Annotated in this window: 16 protein-coding genes; 10 read left to right on the plus strand and 6 right to left on the minus strand. The window is 72.8% G+C overall.

Annotation, left to right across the window (positions count from 1 at the left end; translation table 11 throughout):
• Positions 1 to 19: 19 nt before the first annotated feature.
• Positions 20 to 466, minus strand: coding sequence for a tetratricopeptide repeat protein (locus tag ABD481_RS39995; RefSeq protein WP_344671107.1), 447 nt, complete (start codon positions 464 to 466; stop codon positions 20 to 22).
• A 186-nt stretch (positions 467 to 652) separates the two neighbouring features.
• Here ABD481_RS39995 and ABD481_RS40000 point away from each other — a divergent pair, with 186 nt between their 5' ends.
• The 4 genes from ABD481_RS40000 (at position 653) to ABD481_RS40015 (ending at position 6,410) form a co-directional block, all read left to right on the plus strand.
• Positions 653 to 2,149 (plus strand): DUF1015 family protein, encoded by a 1,497-nt coding sequence (locus ABD481_RS40000; protein ID WP_344671108.1) that lies wholly within the window; start codon positions 653 to 655, stop codon positions 2,147 to 2,149.
• A gap of 242 nt (positions 2,150 to 2,391) precedes the next feature.
• Positions 2,392 to 3,630 carry an alanine--tRNA ligase-related protein gene (locus ABD481_RS40005; protein ID WP_344671109.1) on the plus strand — a complete coding sequence of 413 codons (1,239 nt, stop codon included), beginning with the start codon at positions 2,392 to 2,394 and terminating at the stop codon, positions 3,628 to 3,630.
• 61 nt (positions 3,631 to 3,691) lie between these two features.
• Positions 3,692 to 4,999 carry a DUF1444 domain-containing protein gene (locus tag ABD481_RS40010; protein WP_344671110.1) on the plus strand — a complete coding sequence of 436 codons (1,308 nt, stop codon included), beginning with the start codon at positions 3,692 to 3,694 and terminating at the stop codon, positions 4,997 to 4,999.
• 400 nt (positions 5,000 to 5,399) lie between these two features.
• Positions 5,400 to 6,410 (plus strand): acetylxylan esterase, encoded by a 1,011-nt coding sequence (locus ABD481_RS40015; protein ID WP_344671139.1) that lies wholly within the window; start codon positions 5,400 to 5,402, stop codon positions 6,408 to 6,410.
• Positions 6,411 to 6,429: 19 nt separating this feature from the next.
• Here the strand turns inward: ABD481_RS40015 and ABD481_RS40020 are convergent, their stop codons facing one another.
• The 3 genes from ABD481_RS40020 to ABD481_RS40030 all read right to left on the minus strand — a co-directional run bounded on the left by ABD481_RS40020 (position 6,430) and on the right by ABD481_RS40030 (position 10,732).
• Positions 6,430 to 7,710: an RNA polymerase sigma factor gene (locus ABD481_RS40020; RefSeq protein WP_344671111.1), complete on the minus strand. Its 1,281-nt coding sequence runs from the start codon at positions 7,708 to 7,710 to the stop codon at positions 6,430 to 6,432.
• Positions 7,707 to 8,030, minus strand: a complete 324-nt coding sequence (locus ABD481_RS40025) for a YciI family protein (protein ID WP_344671112.1) — start codon at positions 8,028 to 8,030, stop codon at positions 7,707 to 7,709. The genes ABD481_RS40020 and ABD481_RS40025 overlap by 4 nt, the downstream gene beginning before the upstream one ends.
• Positions 8,031 to 8,269: 239 nt before the next feature.
• Positions 8,270 to 10,732: a glycoside hydrolase family 3 N-terminal domain-containing protein gene (locus ABD481_RS40030; RefSeq protein ID WP_344671113.1), complete on the minus strand. Its 2,463-nt coding sequence runs from the start codon at positions 10,730 to 10,732 to the stop codon at positions 8,270 to 8,272.
• A 255-nt stretch (positions 10,733 to 10,987) separates the two neighbouring features.
• Between ABD481_RS40030 and ABD481_RS40035 the strand changes: the two genes are divergently transcribed.
• The 3 genes from ABD481_RS40035 (at position 10,988) to ABD481_RS40045 (ending at position 12,936) form a co-directional block, all read left to right on the plus strand.
• Complete coding sequence (locus ABD481_RS40035) at positions 10,988 to 11,515, plus strand: SigE family RNA polymerase sigma factor (RefSeq protein WP_344671114.1); 528 nt, start codon at positions 10,988 to 10,990, stop codon at positions 11,513 to 11,515.
• Between the two features lie 45 nt (positions 11,516 to 11,560).
• On the plus strand, positions 11,561 to 12,469 hold the full coding sequence (locus ABD481_RS40040; RefSeq protein WP_344671115.1) for a hypothetical protein: 909 nt from the start codon (positions 11,561 to 11,563) through the stop codon (positions 12,467 to 12,469).
• 191 nt (positions 12,470 to 12,660) lie between these two features.
• The gene (locus tag ABD481_RS40045; RefSeq protein WP_344671116.1) at positions 12,661 to 12,936 is read left to right on the plus strand and encodes a DUF6289 family protein; all 276 of its coding nucleotides are present in this window, start codon (positions 12,661 to 12,663) and stop codon (positions 12,934 to 12,936) included.
• 23 nt (positions 12,937 to 12,959) lie between these two features.
• Here the strand turns inward: ABD481_RS40045 and ABD481_RS40050 are convergent, their stop codons facing one another.
• A complete protein-coding gene (locus tag ABD481_RS40050; protein ID WP_344671117.1) occupies positions 12,960 to 15,008 on the minus strand; it encodes a hypothetical protein in 2,049 nt (682 codons plus the stop codon).
• 112 nt (positions 15,009 to 15,120) lie between these two features.
• On the opposite strand from ABD481_RS40050, the gene ABD481_RS40055 reads away from it, so the two are divergent.
• The gene (locus ABD481_RS40055; protein ID WP_344671118.1) at positions 15,121 to 15,471 is read left to right on the plus strand and encodes a hypothetical protein; all 351 of its coding nucleotides are present in this window, start codon (positions 15,121 to 15,123) and stop codon (positions 15,469 to 15,471) included.
• A 54-nt stretch (positions 15,472 to 15,525) separates the two neighbouring features.
• Positions 15,526 to 16,137, plus strand: a complete 612-nt coding sequence (locus ABD481_RS40060) for a hypothetical protein (protein ID WP_344671119.1) — start codon at positions 15,526 to 15,528, stop codon at positions 16,135 to 16,137.
• Positions 16,138 to 16,306: 169 nt separating this feature from the next.
• Here the strand turns inward: ABD481_RS40060 and ABD481_RS40065 are convergent, their stop codons facing one another.
• Positions 16,307 to 17,416: a baeRF2 domain-containing protein gene (locus ABD481_RS40065; RefSeq protein ID WP_344671120.1), complete on the minus strand. Its 1,110-nt coding sequence runs from the start codon at positions 17,414 to 17,416 to the stop codon at positions 16,307 to 16,309.
• 199 nt (positions 17,417 to 17,615) lie between these two features.
• Here ABD481_RS40065 and ABD481_RS40070 point away from each other — a divergent pair, with 199 nt between their 5' ends.
• Positions 17,616 to 20,117, plus strand: coding sequence for an AAA domain-containing protein (locus ABD481_RS40070; RefSeq protein ID WP_344671121.1), 2,502 nt, complete (start codon positions 17,616 to 17,618; stop codon positions 20,115 to 20,117).
• The last annotated feature ends 16 nt before the right edge of the window (positions 20,118 to 20,133 follow it).

Below are 20,133 nucleotides of genomic sequence, written 5' to 3' on the forward strand. Positions count from 1 at the left end.
AGGACAGTGCCCGCGGAGCTCAGCCGTCGGCCAGTCCGCGCTTGCCGGTCTGCTCCCGCAGCGTGGAGCGCGCCGCGCGCAGGGCGTTGGCGTAGTGCCGGATCTCCGGGCGCATCGCCGCGGCGGCGGAAAGGTGTTCCACGGCGACATCCATCCGGCCGAGTTTCGCCGCGGCCAGGCCCCAGCCGAACTGGGCGTAGTCGTCGTCCGGGCTGACGTGGGCCAGCTGGGCGAAGCTCTCCAGCGCCTGGTCGTACAGGCCGCCGTCGAAGTGCGCGCGGGCCAGGGCCTCCAGCACCGGGGCGGAGTCGGGGGTCTTCTGCGCGACCTTGGTGAGCAGCTGCGCCGCCCCCTGCGGGTCGCCGGCCTCCAGCAGCTGTACGCCCTGCCGGTACCAGTCGGCGGCCTCGCCGGTGGGCTCGCCGACGCCGTCCTCAGCGTCATACCCGCCGTATCGCTCAGACATAAGATCCTCCGTCGTACTCGGCTCCCGCTACCGGCTCCCCATCCGTGACAACCTGTATGCCGTTCTTCCTTTCCACACGTCGGCCACCTCACTCCCCGTCGTTCTCAAGCGCCCCCCGAGTCCCCCGACCGCGCAGAGCGAGCGGGCGTCTCGGCTCCGGCGTATCTCGCCTCGTACCATGCCTGCATGGCACACAGCGATCCGCAGGCGCTGCGAGTGCTCCCGTTCCGGGGGCTGAGGTTCGTCCCGGAGCGGGTGGGCGACCCGTCGGCGGTCACTTCGCCACCGTACGACATGATCGGGCCGGAGGAGGCCAGGCGGCTGGCCGACACCGCGGAACACAACGTCGTCCGCCTGATCCTGGCGGCGCCGGAGGAGGCGGCGGCCGGCCCTGGCGCCCCCGCCGACGGCCGGCCGGCGCGCTACCGGCGGGCGGCGTCCTCGCTGCGGGAGTGGATGGACGACGGGTCGCTGCGCCTGGACCCCGAGCCCGGCTTCTACGTCTACGAGCAGACCGGGGCCGGTTTCCGGCAGCGCGGTCTGATCGCCCTGGTGCGGCTGGACGACGCCGACACGGGGTCCGATGCCGAGTCCGACGCCGCCGAACCGGCCCCGGGCCGCCGCGCGATCCTGCCGCACGAGGCCGTGACCGACTCGGTGGTGGCGGACCGCCTGGCCCAGATGCGGGCCACCGACGCCCACATCGAGCCGATCCTGCTGACCTACGAGGGCGACCGCACCGTCTCGGACCTGGTGGACCGGGTGGCGAACCACAGCGAGCCGGTGACCGCGACCACCACTGCCGACGGCACCGAGCACCGGCTGTGGGCCGTGACCGATCCGGTCACGGTCGACCGGATCAGCGCCGACCTGCTGTGGCACCGCGCGCTGATCGCCGACGGGCACCACCGGCACGCGGCCTACCGGCGGCTGCGGGCGGAGCGCGCCGGGCAGGCCGAGGCGGCTGGCACCGGCGCTGGCAGTGGCACCGGCACCCGCAGTGACACCAGCAGTGACACTGACACTGACAACAGCTCTAGCACTGGCACTGACAGCGGCACTGGCAGCGGCACTGGCACCGTCACCACCGCCGCCTACACCGGCCCGGCCGCCTACGGCCTGGCCCTGATCGTCGACTCCGCCCGCTACCCCCTGAGCCTGCACGCCATCCACCGCGTGCTGCCCCACGTCCCGCTCGCGGTGGCGGTGGAGCAGGCGGGCAAGGTGTTCGCGGTGCGCGAGACGGCCGACCCGCACACCGTGCTGGAAGGCATCCCCGCGAGCGAGCACGCCTTCGTCCTGTCCGACGGCACCACGCACCACCTGCTCACCGCCCCGGACCCGGCAGTCCTGGCCCGGGCCGTGCCCGCCGACCGCCCCGCCGCCTGGCGGGCCCTGGATGCGACGGTCCTGCACCACGTCCTGGTGGAGTCGGTCTGGCACCTCCCGGACACTCCCGAGGAAGTCCGCTTCGACCACGACCCGGAGCACGCGATCGCCGAGGCCGCGCGGCTGGGCGGGACCGCGGTGCTGCTGCGCCCGACGACCGAGGAGGTCGTGCGCGAACTGGCCGGCGCCGGGGTGCTGATGCCGCGCAAGTCGACGGCGTTCGGCCCGAAGCCGGCGTCGGGCCTGGTCATGCGGCTGTTACAGGAGACCGCCGGCGAAAACCGTTGGCCCTGAGCGGGTCGGCGCGCCTACAGTCAGTACATGGAGATCATCCGGCATACCGTCGCCGCGGCCGCGCGAGCTATCAGCTCCCCGGCTGCCGCTTCCTGATCTTCCTCCCTTTTTGCCGTCGGCGGCCGGATCGGTCCGCCGGCTCCGGCGTGCTCCGCATCAGGCGATGACGGCACGCGTGTCCTCCCCCGGCGACGCCATCCGGCCACCGCGCTCACCCCGCGACCCCGGAAAGGCCTCCCGCCATGGACTGCCGCGAAACCGTCACCACCTTCCTCGACTTCTACCGTGAGCACGGCCACGAGGTGCCGACCGACCGGACCCTGCTGCCGCCCCCGGGCGACGACTCGGTGCTGTTCACCACCTCCGGCATGCACCACCTCACCCCCTACCTGCTCGGCCGCCCGCATCCGCAGGGCCGGCGCCTCGGCGGCGTCCAACGCTGTCTGCGCACCACCGACCTGGAAGAGATCGGCGACCCGACCCACCTGACCGTCTTCGAGATGCTCGGGTCCTGGTCGCTGGGCGACTACGGCCCCGGTCAGAGCCTGCGCTGGGGCCATCGGCTGCTGACCGAGGGCTTCGGCCTGCGGCCCGAGCGGCTGCACGTCACCGTGTTCGGCGGCGACGAGCAGGTCGGCCCGGACCTGGAGTCCCTGGAGACCTGGCAGGACCTGGGCGTCCCGGTGGAGCCGCTGGGTGCGGACAACTGGTGGTCGAACGGCCCGACCGGACCGTGCGGCCCGGACAGCGAGATCTTCGTCTGGACCGGCTCGGACGAGCCGCGCGGCACGCCGAGCACCGACCCGGGCTGGGTCGAGGTCTGGAACCACGTGATGATGCGCCACGACCGGCTGCCGGACGGCTCGCTGGTCCCGCTGCCGCAGCGGTGCGTCGACACCGGCATGGGCCTGGAGCGGCTGCTGACCGTGCTCCAGGGCAAGGACTCGGTCTACGACACGGACGTCTTCGAGCCCTGGCAGCGGACGGTGCCGGGGCTGTGGCCGCTGGAGCCGCGGCGGCACCGGCTCGTCGTGGACCATCTGCGGTCGAGCATGGTCGTGGTCGGCGACGGCGTCCGGCCGTCCAACACCGGGCGCGGCTACGTGCTGCGACGCCTGCTGCGCCGCGTGCTGACCGTGCTGTGGCGCGGCGGCCTGCCGCCGCTCGACGACCTGCCGCTGGACCTGTATGTCCACACCCTGGACCACTTCGGGCAGTCGCCGTCCCGACTCCAGTCCCAGTTCCAGCTCCAGTCCCAGCCCCAGTTCCAGCCCCAGTCCCAGGGCTCCGGCGGCGTCTCGCCCGAACAGGTCCGCGAGGTCCTGCTCGACGAGCAGCGCCGGTTCCTGGAGCTGCTTGAGCGCGGACGGCGGCTGCTGTCCCGCCGGCCGCGCGGCGAGGTCCTGGATGATCGGACCCTGCGGTTCCTGCACGAGACCCACGGTCTGCCGCCGGAGCTCGTGGAGGTCCTGTCGATCTGAGTATCCGCTGGTCACCGGGACGTCACCTGATCGTCGGGGGCCTGCGCTATCGTCCCCGGCCATGGGGATAGCCGACAAGATCTTCGGATCCGCCCGCGACCGGTTCGGGAAGGAGGTGGCGGCCCGCGTCCTGGCCCTGGACTCCGTCGCCCGCACCGTTTACGACGCGGAGAACTTCCGGGTACTGGTGTTCCGGACCCCCGCCGATGACTCCCCCGGCGTGATCACCCTGGACATGGTGTTCCAGGAGACGCGCAACGCCTCGGCGGCGGCGCGGCGCGCCGCTGTCGGCCGGCTGGTCGAGGTGGCGGCGCTGCCGCCGACGCCCGACACCTGGGAGCTGGCCCGGCCGCTGCTGCGCCCGGTGCTGCGGCCGCCGGTGCACGACCCGGAGATCGACGTGGTGCGCCGCCCGGCGCTGCGCTACCTGGCCGAGATGCTGGTCCTGGACAGCCCTTCGGCGATGAAGTACGTCGCCCCGCAGGACCTCGCGGCCTGGGGCGTCGACGCGCAGCAGGCGTTCGACGCCGGGCACCGCAACCTCGCCCGGTCGGTCACCGAGACCCTGGACCGCGCCCGGGCCAGAGCCCGGGCCGCGGCCGAGACGACGGGCCGGGCGACCGGCAAGACGGCAGGCAAGACGACGGGCAAGCCGGTAGGCAAGCCGGTAGGCAAGCCGGCGGACCAGACAGCGGAACCGGAGGCCACCCGGCTGGACGACTCCGGCGACTTCTACGTGACCTCGCTCCCGCTGGTCGAGGGCTGGCTCGGCGCACTGCGGCAGATCGCGGGCGCGCGTCCGCTGGTGTTCCCCACCAGCAACAGTGTCCTGCTGCTGGCCTACGAGTCCGCCGACGCGGACCGGACCACCGCCCGGCTGCGGGACGCCGAACGCGAGTGGACCGAGTCCGCGCGCCCACTGTGCCCGGCCCCGATCACCGTGGACGACGACGGCGCCGCCACGCTCTACGAGGTGCCCGCCGACCACCCGGCCCACGCCGCGGTCAAGCACGCCGCGATCCTGCTGGCGATGAGCTCCTACGGCCCGCAGACCGAGTACCTGCGGGACGTCGCAGCGTCCGGCGACCCGTTCCCGGCCTCGCTCAAAGGCTTCCGCAGCCCGGCCGGCGAGGAGTTCACCGGCACCACCTGGAGCGACGGCATCGACTCCCTGCTACCGCACGCCGACCTGGTCTTCTTCCCGAAGGAGGGCCAGGCGATGGTCCAGATCCCCTGGGACGTCGTCGCCGAGGAAGTCGACCTGACCCCGGCCGAAGGATTCCACCCGGCGCGCTACCGGGTCGGCTCGTGGCCGGCGCCGGAGGTCATGGCGCGGATGGCGGCGCGCGCGGGCGGCGCACTGGTCTGAGCTGGGCTGGGCTTTAGTGCGCCGGGCTGAGTCGGGACGGGCTGAGTCGGGCTGAGCTGGGCTGAGCTGGGCTGAGCTAAAGGGTGCTGGTCTCAGTCGGGCTGGACTTGGCTGAGCTGAGCTGGTCTGAGCTTGGTCGAGCTGAGCTTGGCTTGGCTTGGCTTGGCTTGGCTTGGCTTGGCTTGGCTTGGCTGAGCTCGGCTTAGCTCGGCTTAGCTCGGCTTAGCTCGGCTTAGCTCGGCTTAGCTCGGCTTAGCTCGGCTTAGCTCGGCTTAGCTGGTCTGAGCTGGTCTGAGCTCAGCTGCTCCGAGCCGAGCCACGAACCGCCCGCCCCCTTGATCCACCTCGTCCGCATACACTGCTGCGGCCGATGTGGATCATTCGATATGGGGAGGGCGCCATGGCGCTGTTCGATCTGCCGTTGGAGGAGTTGCGGGCCTACCGGCCCGAGCGCGAGGAGCCGGCCGATTTCGACGCGTTCTGGAAGCGGACGCTGACCGAGGCCGAGGCCGCCGCGTTCGAGCCGGTGTTCGAGCCCTACGACGCGGCGTTGGCGCTGTTCGAGGTCTTCGATGTGACGTTCGGCGGCTGGGGCGGGGACCCGGTGAAGGCGTGGCTGATCCTGCCGCGCGCCGGAGCGACCGGCTCCGGTACCGCCTCCGATGCCGACGATGCCGACGATGCCCCGCTCCCCTGCGTGGTCCACTTCCTCGGCTACACCCGCGGCCGCGGCCTGCCCCACGACCACCTGGCGTTCCCGGCCGCCGGCTGGGCCACGCTGGTGATGGACACCCGCGGTCAGGGTGCCGCGCAGACCAACGAGCTCGGTGCCACCGCCGATCCGCACGGCGGCGGGAACCCGGCCGGCGGCTGGTGGATGACGCGCGGCGTGATGGATCCGGAGCAGTACTACTACCGGCGCGTGTACACCGACGCCGTGCGTGCGGTCGAGACCGCGGCGGCGCATCCGCGCATCGATGCCTCCCGGATCGTGGTGCAGGGCGCGAGCCAGGGCGGCGCGATCAGCACGGCGGTCGCGGCGCTGCGGCCGGGCCTGCTGGCGGCGATGATCGACGTGCCGTTCCTGTCCCACTTCCGGCGCGCGGTCACGCTCGTGGACAGCGACCCGTACCACGAGATCGTGGACTTCCTGAAGGTCCAGCGCACCGCCGAGCAGCAGGTCTTCGCCACCCTGTCCTACTTCGACGGGATGCACTTCGCCGCGCGCGCCACGATCCCGGCGCTGTATTCGGTGGCGCTGATGGACCTCACCTGCCCGCCGTCGACGGTGTTCGCGTCCTACAACCACTGGGCCGGGCCGAAGGACATCGAGGTCTATCCGTGGAACGACCACGAGGGCGGCGCCGCCGCGCAGCGGGACCGGCAGCTGCGGCATCTGCGGACCCTGTGATCGCGGGCCGGGGCCCCGGTCAGAACCCCGGCCGCTCCAGTCGCCCGGGCTGCACCGGCTCCCCGAGCTGGTCGCGGCGGCGGACGAGGTACGCGCGCTCGCCGGTGTTCCCGGCGAGCTCGATCGCCCGGTCGTAGGCCGCCCGCGACTCCTGGCTGCGGCCGAGCCGGCGCAGCAGGTCCGCGCGGGTGGCGTGGAACGGGTGGTACCCGGCCAGCGGGTCCCGGAGCCGGTCGACGGCGGCCAGCGCCACCTCCGGGCCGTCGAGCTCGGCCACGGCGATGGCCCGGTTGAGGGCGACGACCGGGGAGGCGTCCAGCCGCACCAGCTGGTCGTAGAGGGCGACGATCTGCGACCAGTCGGTGTCGCGGACGTCCCGGGCGCTGGTGTGCACGGCGTTGACGGCGGCCAGGAGCTGGTAGCGGCCGGGCGCCCGGCCGGCGGCCAGGCGCTCGCGGACCAGCCGGTGGCCCTCGGCGATCAGCGCCGCGTCCCAGGACCCGCGGTCCTGCTCGCCGAGCGCGACCAGGTCGCCGGCCGCCGAGACCCGGGCCGGCCGGCGGGCCTCGGTGAGCAGCATCAGCGCCAGCAGCCCGGCGACCTCGCCGTCGTCCGGCAGCAGGGCCTGGACCAGGCGGGTGAGCCGGATCGCCTCGGCGGTCAGCGCCGGGCGCACCGGGTCGCTGTCCGGCCCGGAGGCCAGGTAGCCCTCGTTGAAGACCAGGAACAGGACGGCCAGCACCCCCGACACCCGGCCCGGCAGGTCCGCCTCGCGCGGCACCCGGTAGGGGATGCCGGCGGTCTTGATCTTGTCCTTCGCGCGGGTGATCCGCCGGGCCATGGCGGCCTCGCTGACCAGGAACGCCCGGGCGATCTCGGCGACGGTGAGGCCGCCGACCATCCGCAGCGTCAGCGCCACCCGGGCCTCCATCGCCAGCGCCGGGTGCGCGCAGGTGAAGACCAGCCGGAGCCGTTCGTCCTCGACCGCGCCGACCGGCTCGGGCGGCCCGGCCGTGTCGTCCAGCCACATCTGCGCCTCCCTGTGCTTGTCGTCGCGTTTGCCCTCCCGGCGGAGCCGGTCCACGGCCTTGTGCTGCGCGGTGGTGGTCAGCCACGCCGCGGGGTTGGGCGGCACGCCGCCGGCCGGCCACCGCTCGACGGCGACGGCGAACGCCTCGGCCGCCGCCTCCTCGGCGACGTCGAGGTCGCCGAAGCGCCGGGCCAGGCCGGCGACCAGCCGGGCCCACTCCTCGCGGTGGGCCCGGACGACCGCCTCCCGGGCCCCCTCGGCGGTGCTCACAGGATCGGCCGCACCTCAAGCTTGCGGTTGCACGCCCGGGAGCCGGCGGCGGCCAGTTCGAGCGCCACGTCGAGGTCCGGCGCCTCCCAGATCCACAGGCCGATGAGGTACTCCTTCGACTCCAGGAACGGCCCGTCGGTGACCACGGACTCGGCCCCGCGGTTGTCGATCACGGTGGCGGTGTCCGGCCCGCCGAGCCCGGCCGCGAAGACCCACTGGCCGTCGGCCTTGAGCTGCTTGTTGAACGTGGTGATCGCGGCCATCTCCTCGTCGGTGGCCTGATCGGTCCCGTCGGTGATCACGGAAACGAGAAACTGCATGGTGGTTCATCTCCCTGTACTGGGCCGGACGCCCCCGCTGGGCGGCCGTTCACCCCTTCCACGAACGGCCCCGCCCCGATCGGACACGGGTCGGACATCTTTTCTCCGCGGACGTCTCGAAGGCGCCCGGGTTTTCCCCGACGCTATCCCGTCCCACCGGCCCCAGCAGCACAAAAGGCGCGGCCGGCGCGAGCGATCCCCTCAAATCGCCCGCACCGGCCGCGGATGGTTCAGCCCGGTCAGGTCAGGCTGAACGGCGCGGACAGATCGACGTCGTACGGCGTGGTGTCGTTCTTGTCGATCTGCAGGATGTAGCCGCCCGGCTCCACGGTGGGCGGCGCGTCGGCGTCGATGTCGCCCTGGCTGCGGGCCAGGGCCGAGGCCGGGAAGGTGACCTTCACGGTCTGCGAGGCGCCGGCGGCCAGGGTGACCCGGGCGAACCCGACGAGCCGCTGCGGCGGTTCGGCGGACGCGCTGAGCGGCTGGGCGACGTACAGCGGCACGATGTCGGTGCCGTCGCGGCTGCCGGTGTTGGTGGCGGTGAAGGTGGCGGTGACCGAGGTGGTGCCGTGGTGGCCGCCGCTGGTCGCGACGGTCAGCGCGGTGTGGCTGAAGCCGGTGTAGGACAGGCCGTAGCCGAAGGGGTAGGCCGGGTTGTAGTTGTGCCCGGGGCCGGAGCCGGTGTTGGGCAGCTGGTCGAAGAACTTGGGCTGGTCGCCGAGCGGCGACGGCGCGCCGCCGTCGAAGTCGCCGCCCACGGCCGGCGCGTCGGAGGGCCAGCTGATCGGCAGGTGGCCGCTGGGGTTCACCTTGCCGAACAGCACGTCGGCCACGGCCTGTCCGGCCTCGGTGCTGCCCTGGTAGGCCATCAGCACCGCGTTGGCCTTCTCGGCCGGCCCCAGGCCCACCGGCCGTCCGGCCTCGACCACGACGATCACCGGCTTACCGGTGGCCTCCAGGGCCGAGATCAGCGCCTGCTGGTCCGCCGGCAGCGCGGGAGCCGGGTTGTCGCCCAGGCCCTCGGCGTAGGCCTTCTCCCCGACGACGGCCACGTAGGCATCGGTGTCCGGCGCCGCGGCCACCGCCGCCGCCTGGTCGCTGATGGCCTTGGCCTGCACGTCGGCGCCCAGGACGCCCTTCTGCACGGTGGTGCCCGGCGGGATCTGGTCCGGCAGGCCCATGCAGCACACGTGCCCGGCGCCGGCCACGCCCTGCCAGCTGACGCTCCAGCCGCCGAGCTGGTTGGTCATGGAGTCGGCGCTCGGCCCGGTCACGACCACGCGGGCGCCGGCCGCCAGCGGGAGCGCGCCGTTCTGGTTGCGCAGCAGGGTGATCGACTCCTGCGCGGCCTGGAGGGTCTTGTCCCGCCCCGCGGTCGCGGCGGCGTTCGCGGCGCCCGGGTCGACGCAGGCCTTCGTCGGGTCGGCGACGCAGGGCTGGTCGAACAGGCCCAGCTTGAACTTCATGGTCAGGATCCGGCGCACGGCGTCGTCGATCCGCGACATCTTGATCTTGCCGGTGGCGACGTCCTGGAGCACGGCGGCCTGCCACTGGTCGGCGCCGCCGACCTCCATGCTCATGTCCAGTCCGGCGTTGACGGCGGCGGCGATCGCGCCGGGCAGGTCCGGGGCGATGTGGTACGCGGTCTGCAACGCCTGGACGTCCTGGTAGTCGCTGATCACGACGCCCTTGAAGCCCAGCTGGCCCCGGAGGATGTCGGTGAGCAGGGTGTGCGACCCGGTGGCCGGGACGCCGTTGATGGAGCCGGAGTCGACCATGACCGCGTCCGCGCCGGCGTCGATGGCGCCGGCGTAGGAGGGCAGGATCGTGGTCTGGAGGTAGTTCATCGGCAGGAGCGCCTCGTTGCGGTCGTGCCCGTTGACCGACTGCGAGTAGCCCGCGAAGTGCTTCACCGTCGCGCCGACGTTCAGGCCGCCGGCCGGCGCCTGCATTCCGGCAACGTTTGCGGCGCCCAAGGCCGAGGTCAGAGCGGGCTCCTCGCCCCAGGTCTCATAGGTGCGGCCCCAGCGGTTGTCGCGGGCGACGTCCTGCACCGGAGCGAAGTCCCACGTCCACCCGGTGGCGCGCAGCGCGGAAGCGGTCATCGCACCGCCGTCGCGCGCGGCGGTGGTGTCCCAGGTGGCGCCCATGCCGATGGACTGCGGGAACAGCGGCGCCTGGTAGGGGTGGCCGAAGCCGTGGACGGCGTCCACGCCGAACACGACGGGGATGTGCAGGCGCGAGTGCGAGACCGCGAACTGCTGGATGGCGTTGTACTCGTTGGCCCAGTCCTGCGCGGTGTTGCCGCTGCCGCCGTTCCCGGTGGTGTCGACCGGGTTGTCGGTCCCGCCGGCCAGCAGCGAGCCGACGTTCTGGTCGACGAGCGCGGCCTGCAGGCACGCGGGCGACGGCAGATTGAACCCGGCCGCCCCGCACGCACCCCCGGCCGCGGCGGTCACGTTGTCGACGAGCTGCTGATCCATCTGTCCGGCCTTCTCGGCCAGGGTCATCCGTCCCAGCAGATCGTTCACCCGCGCCGAGATGGGCGCGGAACGGTTCAGATAGGCGGGTCCGGAGAATCCGGCGGCGCCGGTCGCGGCGGCCGCGTCGACGGACGCCACGGCCACGACGGCGGCCACGCCGACCCGGACCAGACGGCGGCGCGCCGTCCGGGGACGGCCGGGGCCGTCGTGCGGTTTCACCCGCGTTGACCGCTCTGACCACGGTGTTCGAGCACGCATCAAGCACACTCCCAGCTGTTTCAAGCCCTTGTCGAGTGAGTTTGTTGCGGCCGCAAACAATCCGGATGGAGTGAGTCAACTGCGAGATCGCCAGTTCGTCAAGGTTCTGAAACGCGGGGGCAAAACACGGCACCCTGAATCGAAATCCGGCCCCCGCCGCATCTACTACGTAGGCGCAGGCAAGCAGCGCGGAACCCGGCAAGGAAGGCGGACACCGTGGGGTGGATAGGGCGAAGCGGCCGTGAAAGACAGGACGCCGAGTTCACCGAGTATGCGCGGGCGCGCGCCGGTCGGCTCCGGGAGACCGCCTACTTGTTGTGCGGGGACTGGCATCGTGCGCAGGACTTGACGCAGGCCACGCTGGCGCGGGTGTACGTCGCCTGGCCGAAGATCGAACGGGCCGAGGCCGTCGACGCCTACGCGCGCCGGGTGCTGACCAACGAGTTCCTGGGGTACCGGCGGCGGCGCAGCTCGTCCGAGCGGGTCACCGACGAGCTGCCGGAGACCGCGGGCCGCGCGGGGCAGCCGGAGCTGCGCCTGACCTTGCTGGAGGCGCTGGGGCGGCTGTCCCCGGCGCGCCGCGCGGTCGTGGTGCTCCGCTACTGGGAGGACCACAGCATCGAGACGGTCGCGGAGATGCTCGGGATGAGCACCTCCGCGGTGAAGTCGGCGAGCCTCCGGGCCCTGGCCGAGCTGCGTTCGGTGCTCGGCGCCGACTTCCTGGGCGACCTCGCCGCGGTCTGACCAGCGCTCACCGATCCCATCAGCCGTTTTCCAAGGAGTAGCAGCATGCAAGCTCAAGAAGAGTTCCGCTCGCGACTGCGCGAGGACCTGACCACGACCTCGCAGCCTCCCGTCGGCGCCCTGGCCGCCGACGCCCTCGCCGCCGGCCGGCGGATCCGGCGGCGCCAGCGCACGCTGCGCGCGGTCGGCGGGACGGCGGCGGTGGCCGTGGTCGCCGTCGGGTCGGCGGCGATCGCCGGCTCCTTCGGCTCCGACACTGGCTCGGGTCCCGGCGTCGGAGCCGTGGGCCCGGGCGCGGTCCGGACGACCGCCACCGCTCCGTCGCAGTCCGCTCCGTCGCAGTCGGCCCCGACCCGGCCCGACCCGTCCCGGAGCAGCACGTCGCCGACCGCCCCGTCCCGGACGCACGGGTCCTGGACCGTCCCGCCGGCGGCGAAGGTCAAGGTTCCGGAGTGGGTCACGCCCCGGGCGATCGTCGCCCAGGCCGAGCACATCCTCCCCGCGGGCACGCAGTTCTCCGCCCTGTCCGGCGACTACGCCTGGGCCGGCGGCGACCCCCGCGAGCTGTGGGCGGTCAGCGGCCGTCTGACCATCGGCACCCTGACCGAAGGGACCGCGCTGGAGGTGACGCTCCACAAGTACAACGGCATCCCGTCCGGAGGCGCCTCCTGCTCCGCGCCGACGACCTGCGACCGCGAGGTCCTGAACGACGGCGCCGTGGTCGAGGTGGCCCACCACAGCGGCCTGAGCGGACAGGGTTCCTACGTCTGGCTGTTCCGCACCGACGGCATGTCGATCCAGGTCAGCGCGAAGGACGCCTCGAAGATCAGCGACGACGAGCTGTTCGCGATCGCCTCCGACGGCGCCTTCGGCTCGCTCAAAATGGAGAAGTCCTTCGTCCAGCAGGCCGAGTCCACCGTCAAGGGCGACTTCATGAACCCGCCGACGCCCTGACACCGCGACGGCCGGCCCTCTGGCAGGTTCCGGCCACGCTCCCACGACAGCGGTTCCCCGGTGAGTCAAGCACCGGGGGACCGCCGTCCCTCGGAGCTTAGCCACCCGCACCGCTTTAGCGCTCCCGCGCCCGCGGTCAAGTCCCCGGTCTCCCCGATGACAAAGCCTGGTATCGCAGTACTCTGACCTGCATGAAACGCCACCTGGCCTCCGCCCTCGCCGGTCTGGCCGCCACCAGCGGCCTCACCCTCGGCCTGACGATCAGCACCGCGTCCACCGCCGCCGCCTACTCCGCGTGCAAGGCCGGCACCGAATGCTCGTGGGTCTACTACACGAGCGCGGCCCACACCGTCGCCACCGGCGTCCGCGGCTACGACTGCTCCGGCAACCCGTTTAGCTGGGGCACTACGTCGCCGTACGTCGTCTACGAAGTGGCCGGCTGCGGCGGTGGCGGACCGGTCGACTGACGACACGGCCCGCTCCTCCACGCTCAGCAGTAGCTCTTGCCGTTCGGCGCCGACGCCTGCTCCACCCCGCACATGTGCCCCGCCGCGTCGAACGCCTCCACCGAGTTCAGCTCCGCTGCCTCCGGCCCATAGCCCTGAGGCAGCGGGATCACCAGCCAGCGGCCCTCAGCCTGCCCGGCCACCGGCCCCACCACCTTCAGCCTCGCCACTTGAGGCCCCCCGGCCACGACCAGATAGCTCTGGTGGTCCGGGGCGTCCCACACCGCGGCGGCCACCGCCGGGACCGTCATGAAAGCGTTGTCGCTCAGATCGGCATCCGCGGAGTACCGGCGCCGATCCACGAACGCTGAGACGGCCCCGGCGGCCGGCATGTCCGCGCTCGCGCATGTCCCGTCGGGCATCGCCAGCAGCGCGCTGTCGGTGTAGTCCTGCCCCGTGTCCCAGGCCCGCACAGTGCGCCTGATCAGATAGCCGACGCCGCCGCCGGGCAGCGGGCCGGTGGCCACGTCGGCCAACTCGATCCACTCCGCCTGGCTGTCCCCTTCGGTCCGGAACTCGGCCTGCTTGCGTGCCGCACACCAATCACCGGCGCTCAACTCACCGGCACTCAGCGCGGCTCCGCCACCGCTCACCCCCGCGCTCCCTGACTGCCGCAGGCTCTTGATGATCGGCAGCAACGGCGCGCGATCGTAGAACGTCTCCTGCACGGTGACCGGGCCGCCGTCGGTAAGCGTCACGAACCCATCGGGCAGGGTGTACCGGATTCCCCCGGACGGCGACCACTGTCCGGTATCAGCATGCTGCGGATCTGCCCGAGGCACCGGGACCTCCAGCACCCCGCGCGCATCCGGCCGCGCGGGCGCCCAACTGGCCGCGGCCCCGTCCAGCGGACCGGTCCGCACCTCGGACGCGCCCGGCGGCAGCAGTATCGGATCGACGCCGAACACCCCGGACCCGAACAGCCGGATGCCGCCGGCGGCCGCCGGATCGCCACCGCCGGAGTTCACCGTGACCAGGTGGTCCGCGTCGAACGGGAACGGCAGGCCCAGGTTCTTGCCCTTGACCCCTTCGAGGTAGACCGCAACGTCCATCCCCTCGTACCCGGTCCAGGGAATGCCGTGGTCGTCCATCACCACGACCGTGATGCCGCGGACCCGGCCCGCGAACAGGACCGCGGGCTTGTGCCCGGCGGGCAGCGCGGGCCGGTCCGCCTGGTGCCAGGCCCGAGCGGCACGGCGCAGCAACGCCGCGTCGCCCAGCAGCTCGCCGCGCGCGGTCCACGCGTTCAGGCCGACGTCGTTCGCCGTGGGAGCGCCCTTGACCACCGGATCGTCGGCGGCCGCGCCCAATGGCGGAGTCCGCACGCCGTACCACCACACCCCGGCCCCGGCGGCCAGCACCAACACTGCGAGCGCCGCCCAGCGCCGACGGCCGCGCCGCCTGCGCCGCACGATCGCGTCCGCGGCCACCACCGGTACCCGCGTCGGATCGAGCTCGGGCCCGAGCAGCAGGGCTCTGATCTCAGTCTCCGGCCGATCGTCGCACACCAGGTCCAGGCCGGTCCGGGCCTGCTCGACCTCGGCCGGGGTCGGCGCCGTCGCGGGCAGCGGAGTGCCCTCCAGCAGGTGGCGCAGCACCGCCACGCGGCGCGGGCGTTTGAGGACGTCCAGCCGGGCCAGGACGTCGCGCTGCTCCGGCGTCGGCTCCGCCGGGCGTATGTCCGCGCCCAGACGTCCCCAGTGACGCCACGGGTCGCCCGGGTCGGCCAGCACCAGCCGGGCCGCCGCGGCGACCGGATCGGGGGCCGGGACCGGGTCGGGTGCCGCTCCTGCGGTGCCGTCGGTGACTGCGGTGGCTGCGGTGGCTACGGTGCTGTCCGTCGCTGCCGTGCTGTCCGTGTCTGCGGCGGTGCTCGTGACCGCGGCGGCGTCCGTCTCCCGCACGGCCCGGGCCGCGAGCCGGTGCGCGGTAACCAAGGCGGCTCTGGCCCCGCTGCCGTACTCCGTCAGGTAGATCAGCCGCGCCGCGCGCGCGTAGGCGCCGCCTCGATCGCGTTCCCGCTCCCCCGTCACCGCACCGCTCCCCATCTCCGGACGACGCTCGACTATAGCAGGGGTCGAACATACCAAATCTGTGCATTGACGCAGGCCCGCAGCGCATTAACATCCCCCGCGGGAGGTGCGCATGAGTGCACGGAGCAGCATCGCGTCAGGCCTCACCGCGGCGGTGGCCGCGGCCCTGTCGGTACTGGGGCCGGCCGCGGCCCACGCGGACGATCCGGTTCCCAGCTGCGAACAGATGGGGCAGACGGCACAGCGCAATATCTACAGCTACAACTGCGAGGAGTTCGTCCCCGGCAGCCCGTACCTGACCTGGGCCGGCGCGCCGATCACCAGCGGTCAGGGAACCGCGGAGCTGTGGGGAACGTGCGTCGGGGGCTCGCTCCCTTACACGATCCGCGTCAGTTGGACGATCTCCGGTGTGACGCACAACGCCAGCACCAGGCTGACCTGCTCCGGCGGCGGCAAGGTCTAGCGCGCCCAGCACCACCGTCGCGGGGCCTTGTCGGGCCGTGGTACCGACCCGACAATGGCCGCAGCTCCGGCATCCGGAGTCAATCGACGGCGTCTACGTGCCGTTCTGGCTGTTCGCCACGGACAGAGCCGGACGAACTCCGAGGGGCAGACCGAGACCTACACGACGACCGAGACCTACACGCAGTGGAAGCGGGTCGACGGGCAGGTCGAGGTGCCGTTCACCGGCCTGCTGGTCCCGGCCTGCGGACCGCTGGCCGAGGAGCTCCCGGCGTGGCCGCTGGCGGACGCCGTGCCCTACGAGCGCGGCATGGCCGCCGGGCGGCGGATCGTCGCCTACGACGTCGAGCCCGAGGAAGGCTTCGACGACGCGGGCGTCCTCATGGGGCCGCGGATCGACGACGCCGTCCGGCAGGACATCGGCGGCGCCAAGCAACGGATCACCGAGGTCCGGACCGCCTACGAGAACACCCGGTTCACCCTGGTGCTCCTGCCGGCGTGGCTGGCGACCTACCGGCACGGCGGGCAGTCGTTCTCGCTGCTGGTCAACGGATCCAGCGCGGAGGTGGCCGGGGAGCATCCGGTCAGCCGGGGCAAGGTCGTGGCGACGGTCGCGGTCCTGCTGGTGGCCGCGGTGGTCGGCGGGATCCTGATGTGGGGGCACTGATTCGCCGACCGCTCAAGATCCGCGCGCCGGCCGGCCCGCCCGCCCAGGACTCACGACCGACGACCGACGACCCACGACCCACGCAGCGTTCCGACCGCCCGAATTCCGCGCACCGGCCGGCACGCCCGACACCCGCGCAACGTTCCAGCCGCCCAAGGCTCGCGCGCCCTCAGCCCCCGAACCGCAAAATCGCCGCGACCCCGTCGTCGGCCGGCACCTCCGGCAGCAGTTCGCTGAACGCCGCGCCGCCGGCGACCGCCGCTCGCAGCAGCAGCGGCCCGGCGGCGGCTTCGAACGCCGATTCGGCGTGCGGGCCGAGCGCCTCCGGGGCGCTGCCGACCATGCGCTGGTCCTCGGCCGAGGCCCAGCGGGCCGGGTCCGGGGCGCGGTCGGCGGCCAGCAGCAGGCGCTCGACGTTGCCCTGCGTCAGGGCCTCGGTGACGGCGGCGATCCCGTGCACCGCGCGGCCCTGCCCCAGCGCGTCCCGGTAGGCCGCCATCATCTGCTCGTGCTCGGTCCGCGACCGCTCGGCCAGCGCCTCGTCGACCGCCTCGCGCAGCACGGCGAAGGCGTCGTCGCGGGCCCGGCCGCCGGCCACCTCCACCACGTCGGCGTCCAGGTTGAGCGCGGCCAGCTCCTCGCGCAGCAGCGGAACCGCCTTCGGGTCGCCGGCGACGAAGACCACCGAGGCGTTGACGTCGCTCGCGGCCTGCACCGTCTCCTCGGCGACGCCGGTGGCGTTGTCCGTCCAGGCGTTGAGCGAGCGGCGGTGGTACGACGCCATCGAGGGCCCGCCCGCGCGCACCCGGGTGAGGTGCAGGGTCGTGCCGTCGTAGGTGCGGCGCGTGGCCGGGTCGTAGGCGCCGGCCGGATAGGCCTCGATGTCGCCGCCCACCCGGTCCAGCGCCACCACCGCGTAGGGAACCTGGTGGTCCAGGTCCAGGACGGTCTCCAGCGGGTCCGGGACCGGGCCCACGACGGCCCGGCTGCGGGGCGGCGGCTCGGACAACGCGAAGGCGCCCAGCACCCGGCCGTCGGCGGCGAACAGCGACTCGCCCTGCGGCCCCACGATGTGCGGGGAGGCGCCCACCTCCCCGTCCAGCGCGGCCAGCGTCGGCTCGTCCACGCCCTGGCCGGCCAGCTCGCGCCGCAGGGCCTGCCAGGTCAGCTCCAGACGCTTGTCGGCGTCGTGGTCGTCGCGGCTGGTGTCCAGGTGGACGGACACCACCGGGGCCGAGGAGCCGCCGTCGTAGAGCGGACGCAAAAGAGTCAGATCCATGGCCGGGCCTTCCGCGCTCGGGGTGCTTGCCGTCCCATCCTGCGCCGGAGCGGCGCGCGCGGCATGCGCACTCCCGGTGGACGCTGCTCCGATCGGTGCCCAGAGGTATCCCTGTTTCCCGGTCTTCCGCGACGCTGCGCTGATACCCTGTCTGGCTTCCACGCATTTGGGTCGTTAGCGGCGTTGAGAACGAGGCAGTATGACCGACCAGCCGGGAACCACCATCCAGCAGCTGCTGACGGCGGCACGACTGGAGCCGGCCCCGACCCGCCGGGACGACCCCGACCCTGGTTCCGGCTCCGACTCCGGCTCCGACTCCGCCCCCGATCTCGACCCCGGCTCCGCCCCCGATCCCGATCCCGCCCCCGACCCCGCCCGCCTGATCGGCGGCTGGGCCGACCTCCAGCTCGACGCCGACCAGCGCGCCGCCGTCGAGCTCGCGCTGGGCAGCGACGTGCTGTTCCTGTGGGGCCCGCCGGGCACCGGCAAGACCGACGTCGTCTCCTACATCGTCGAAGGCTGCTACCGCCAGGACCGCACGGTCCTGTTCCTGGCCCCCACCGCCGTCGCCGTCGACCAGGCCCTGCACCGGATCTGCCGCCTCCTCGGCGCCGAGACCGGATTCGACGAAGGACTGGTCCAGCGCTCCGGCCCGATCGCCTCCCCCGGGCTGGCCGCGGCCTACGGCGACCGGATCCGGCCCGAAAAGATCGTCGAGCGGCTCTCGGTCCCGCTTCGCCAAGAAGCAGAACGGCTCACCGAGCAGTCCGCCAACGTCACGGCCCAGATAGCCGCGCGGCAACGGGTTGTGGAGCTGGAACAGACCCGGAACGCCGCCACGGACGACCTCCTCGCCCTCGACCAGCGCCACATGCACCTGACCGCGCTCCTGGCGGTCACCGAGACCACCATCGCCCGGCTGACCGACGAGAAGCAGCGCACAGAGACCTCGTTCGTCCTCCGCCGCCAGACCCGCTTGGAGCGCCTGGAGCGCGATCTGGAGCAAGCCCACCTCCAGCAAGCCACGCACCAGCAGCACCTGAGCGACGTCAACGCCGACCAGGAAACCGCTCGCCAGTCGCAGAACGCCGCGATCGAAGCGCTCAAGCTGCCTCAGAACAACGTCGTCGTGCTGCCTCCCCTGGCCGCGCTCCGGACCACCGCCGAGGAGCTTCAGACCCAGGCCGACGAGGTCGACGAACGCCTGCGCAGCCTTCCCCACGACGTCCACGACCGCTGCCGGGTCCTCGGCGCGACCGTGGCCGAGGCGATCGCGTCCCAGCAGCTGCCGAGCCACATCGACGTCGTCGTCATCGACGAGGCCGGCATGGTCGACCTCCCGTCGGCCTGGCAGGCCGCGGGCCTGGCGGCCCGCCGCCTGATCGTCGCCGGCGACTTCCGCCAGCTGCCGCCGCCGGCCGAGGCCGGACAGGACCTCTTCCACGCCGCCGGAATCGTCAAGGACAACACGGTCGCCGAGGACGATCCGCGCCTGGCGGTGCTCCGGACCCAGTACCGGATGCGGGCGCCGATCTGCGATCTGGTCAAGGCCGTGGCCTATCCCGACTCGCACCTGCGCACCGGCCGGCACGACGCCCCGGGGGCCCAGCCGTCCCGGCCATCCCCGCAGTCCCGGCCATCCCCGCCGCCCGGCCTCCCGGACGCACCGCTGATCCTGGTCGACACCTCGACCCGCCGCGTCGCCCAGCGGCACCGCGACGGCGCGCACCTGACGAACGAAGTCCACGAAGCGGTGCTCCACGAGATCATCAGGGCTCTGCAAGCCTCCGACACGCCTCCCACCCCCGACAACCTCGCGGTCGTCACCCCGTACCGCGAGCAGGCGGACAACCTCACCGCCGGCATCGAACACTGCTTCGCCGAAGCGCGCCCCGGCCTCCTGGCGGGCACCGTCCATCAGCTCCAGGGCGGCCAGCGCCCCGTCGTCGTCTTCGACACCGTGGCGGGCGCCGGGGCCGAGCCCGGCTCGTTCTTCGACGGCACGGCCCTGGGTTCGGACACCTGCCGCCTGCTCAACGTCGGCCTGTCGCGGGCCCAGGACCAGCTGGTCGTCGTCGCCGATGTCGAGTACCTCCGCGACAAAGTGCACAGCAGCCCGGTCCGGCGGATGCTCGACCACCTGGAACAGCACGCGTTCCGCTGGCCGGTGGACGACCTGATCCCGCTCCGCACCGCCTCCCAGCTGGGCCGGCTGAGCTCCGACGACCTCGACCGCCCCGTGTTCGTCCCGGCCCACGAGGTCGCCGGCGCCGTGCAGTGGGACATCGAACAGGCACGCAAGAGCATTGACATCTACTGCGCCTTCCTCGGCGCCGCCGCCGTCGGCACCTGGCTGCGCCACCTGGAACCGCGCGTCGCCGCGGGAGTGACCGTCACCGTCCATACACGGGCCGCCGAGGCGTACACCGACACGGCCGCCGACGCGGCGAGCGAGCGCCAGCGGACGCAGATAGCGCGGCTGCGCGCAGCGGGATGCCAGGTCCGAACCAGGGAACGGATGCACGAGAAGGTCATGATCCTGGACTCCGAAGTCCTGTGGCACGGCGCCCTGAACCTGCTCGCGCACACCGGTTCCCAGGGCTTGATGATGCGGCTGACCAGCGGCCCCGCCTGCGACCGGGTCCACCGCTTCCTCGACGGCCCGCACCCCGGGCCGCACCACGGCCCGCACCATTCTTGACCTCCAAGTCAAAAAC

The sequence above is a fragment of the Catenulispora yoronensis genome (assembly GCF_039531695.1).
In the GTDB taxonomy this organism is placed as follows: Bacteria; Actinomycetota; Actinomycetes; order Streptomycetales; family Catenulisporaceae; genus Catenulispora; species Catenulispora yoronensis.

Bases quoted from the DNA above. Each gene is read 5' to 3' on its own strand.
- ABD481_RS39995 (WP_344671107.1), bottom strand. From the start codon at position 466: ATGTCTGAGCGATACGGCGGGTATGACGCTGAGGACGGCGTCGGCGAG.
- ABD481_RS40000 (WP_344671108.1), top strand. From the start codon at position 653: ATGGCACACAGCGATCCGCAGGCGCTGCGAGTGCTCCCGTTCCGGGGG.
- ABD481_RS40005 (WP_344671109.1), top strand. From the start codon at position 2,392: ATGGACTGCCGCGAAACCGTCACCACCTTCCTCGACTTCTACCGTGAG.
- ABD481_RS40010 (WP_344671110.1), top strand. From the start codon at position 3,692: ATGGGGATAGCCGACAAGATCTTCGGATCCGCCCGCGACCGGTTCGGG.
- ABD481_RS40015 (WP_344671139.1), top strand. From the start codon at position 5,400: ATGGCGCTGTTCGATCTGCCGTTGGAGGAGTTGCGGGCCTACCGGCCC.
- ABD481_RS40025 (WP_344671112.1), bottom strand. From the start codon at position 8,030: ATGCAGTTTCTCGTTTCCGTGATCACCGACGGGACCGATCAGGCCACC.
- ABD481_RS40040 (WP_344671115.1), top strand. From the start codon at position 11,561: ATGCAAGCTCAAGAAGAGTTCCGCTCGCGACTGCGCGAGGACCTGACC.
- ABD481_RS40045 (WP_344671116.1), top strand. From the start codon at position 12,661: ATGAAACGCCACCTGGCCTCCGCCCTCGCCGGTCTGGCCGCCACCAGC.
- ABD481_RS40055 (WP_344671118.1), top strand. From the start codon at position 15,121: ATGAGTGCACGGAGCAGCATCGCGTCAGGCCTCACCGCGGCGGTGGCC.
- ABD481_RS40060 (WP_344671119.1), top strand. From the start codon at position 15,526: ATGGCCGCAGCTCCGGCATCCGGAGTCAATCGACGGCGTCTACGTGCC.
- ABD481_RS40065 (WP_344671120.1), bottom strand. From the start codon at position 17,416: ATGGATCTGACTCTTTTGCGTCCGCTCTACGACGGCGGCTCCTCGGCC.
- ABD481_RS40070 (WP_344671121.1), top strand. From the start codon at position 17,616: ATGACCGACCAGCCGGGAACCACCATCCAGCAGCTGCTGACGGCGGCA.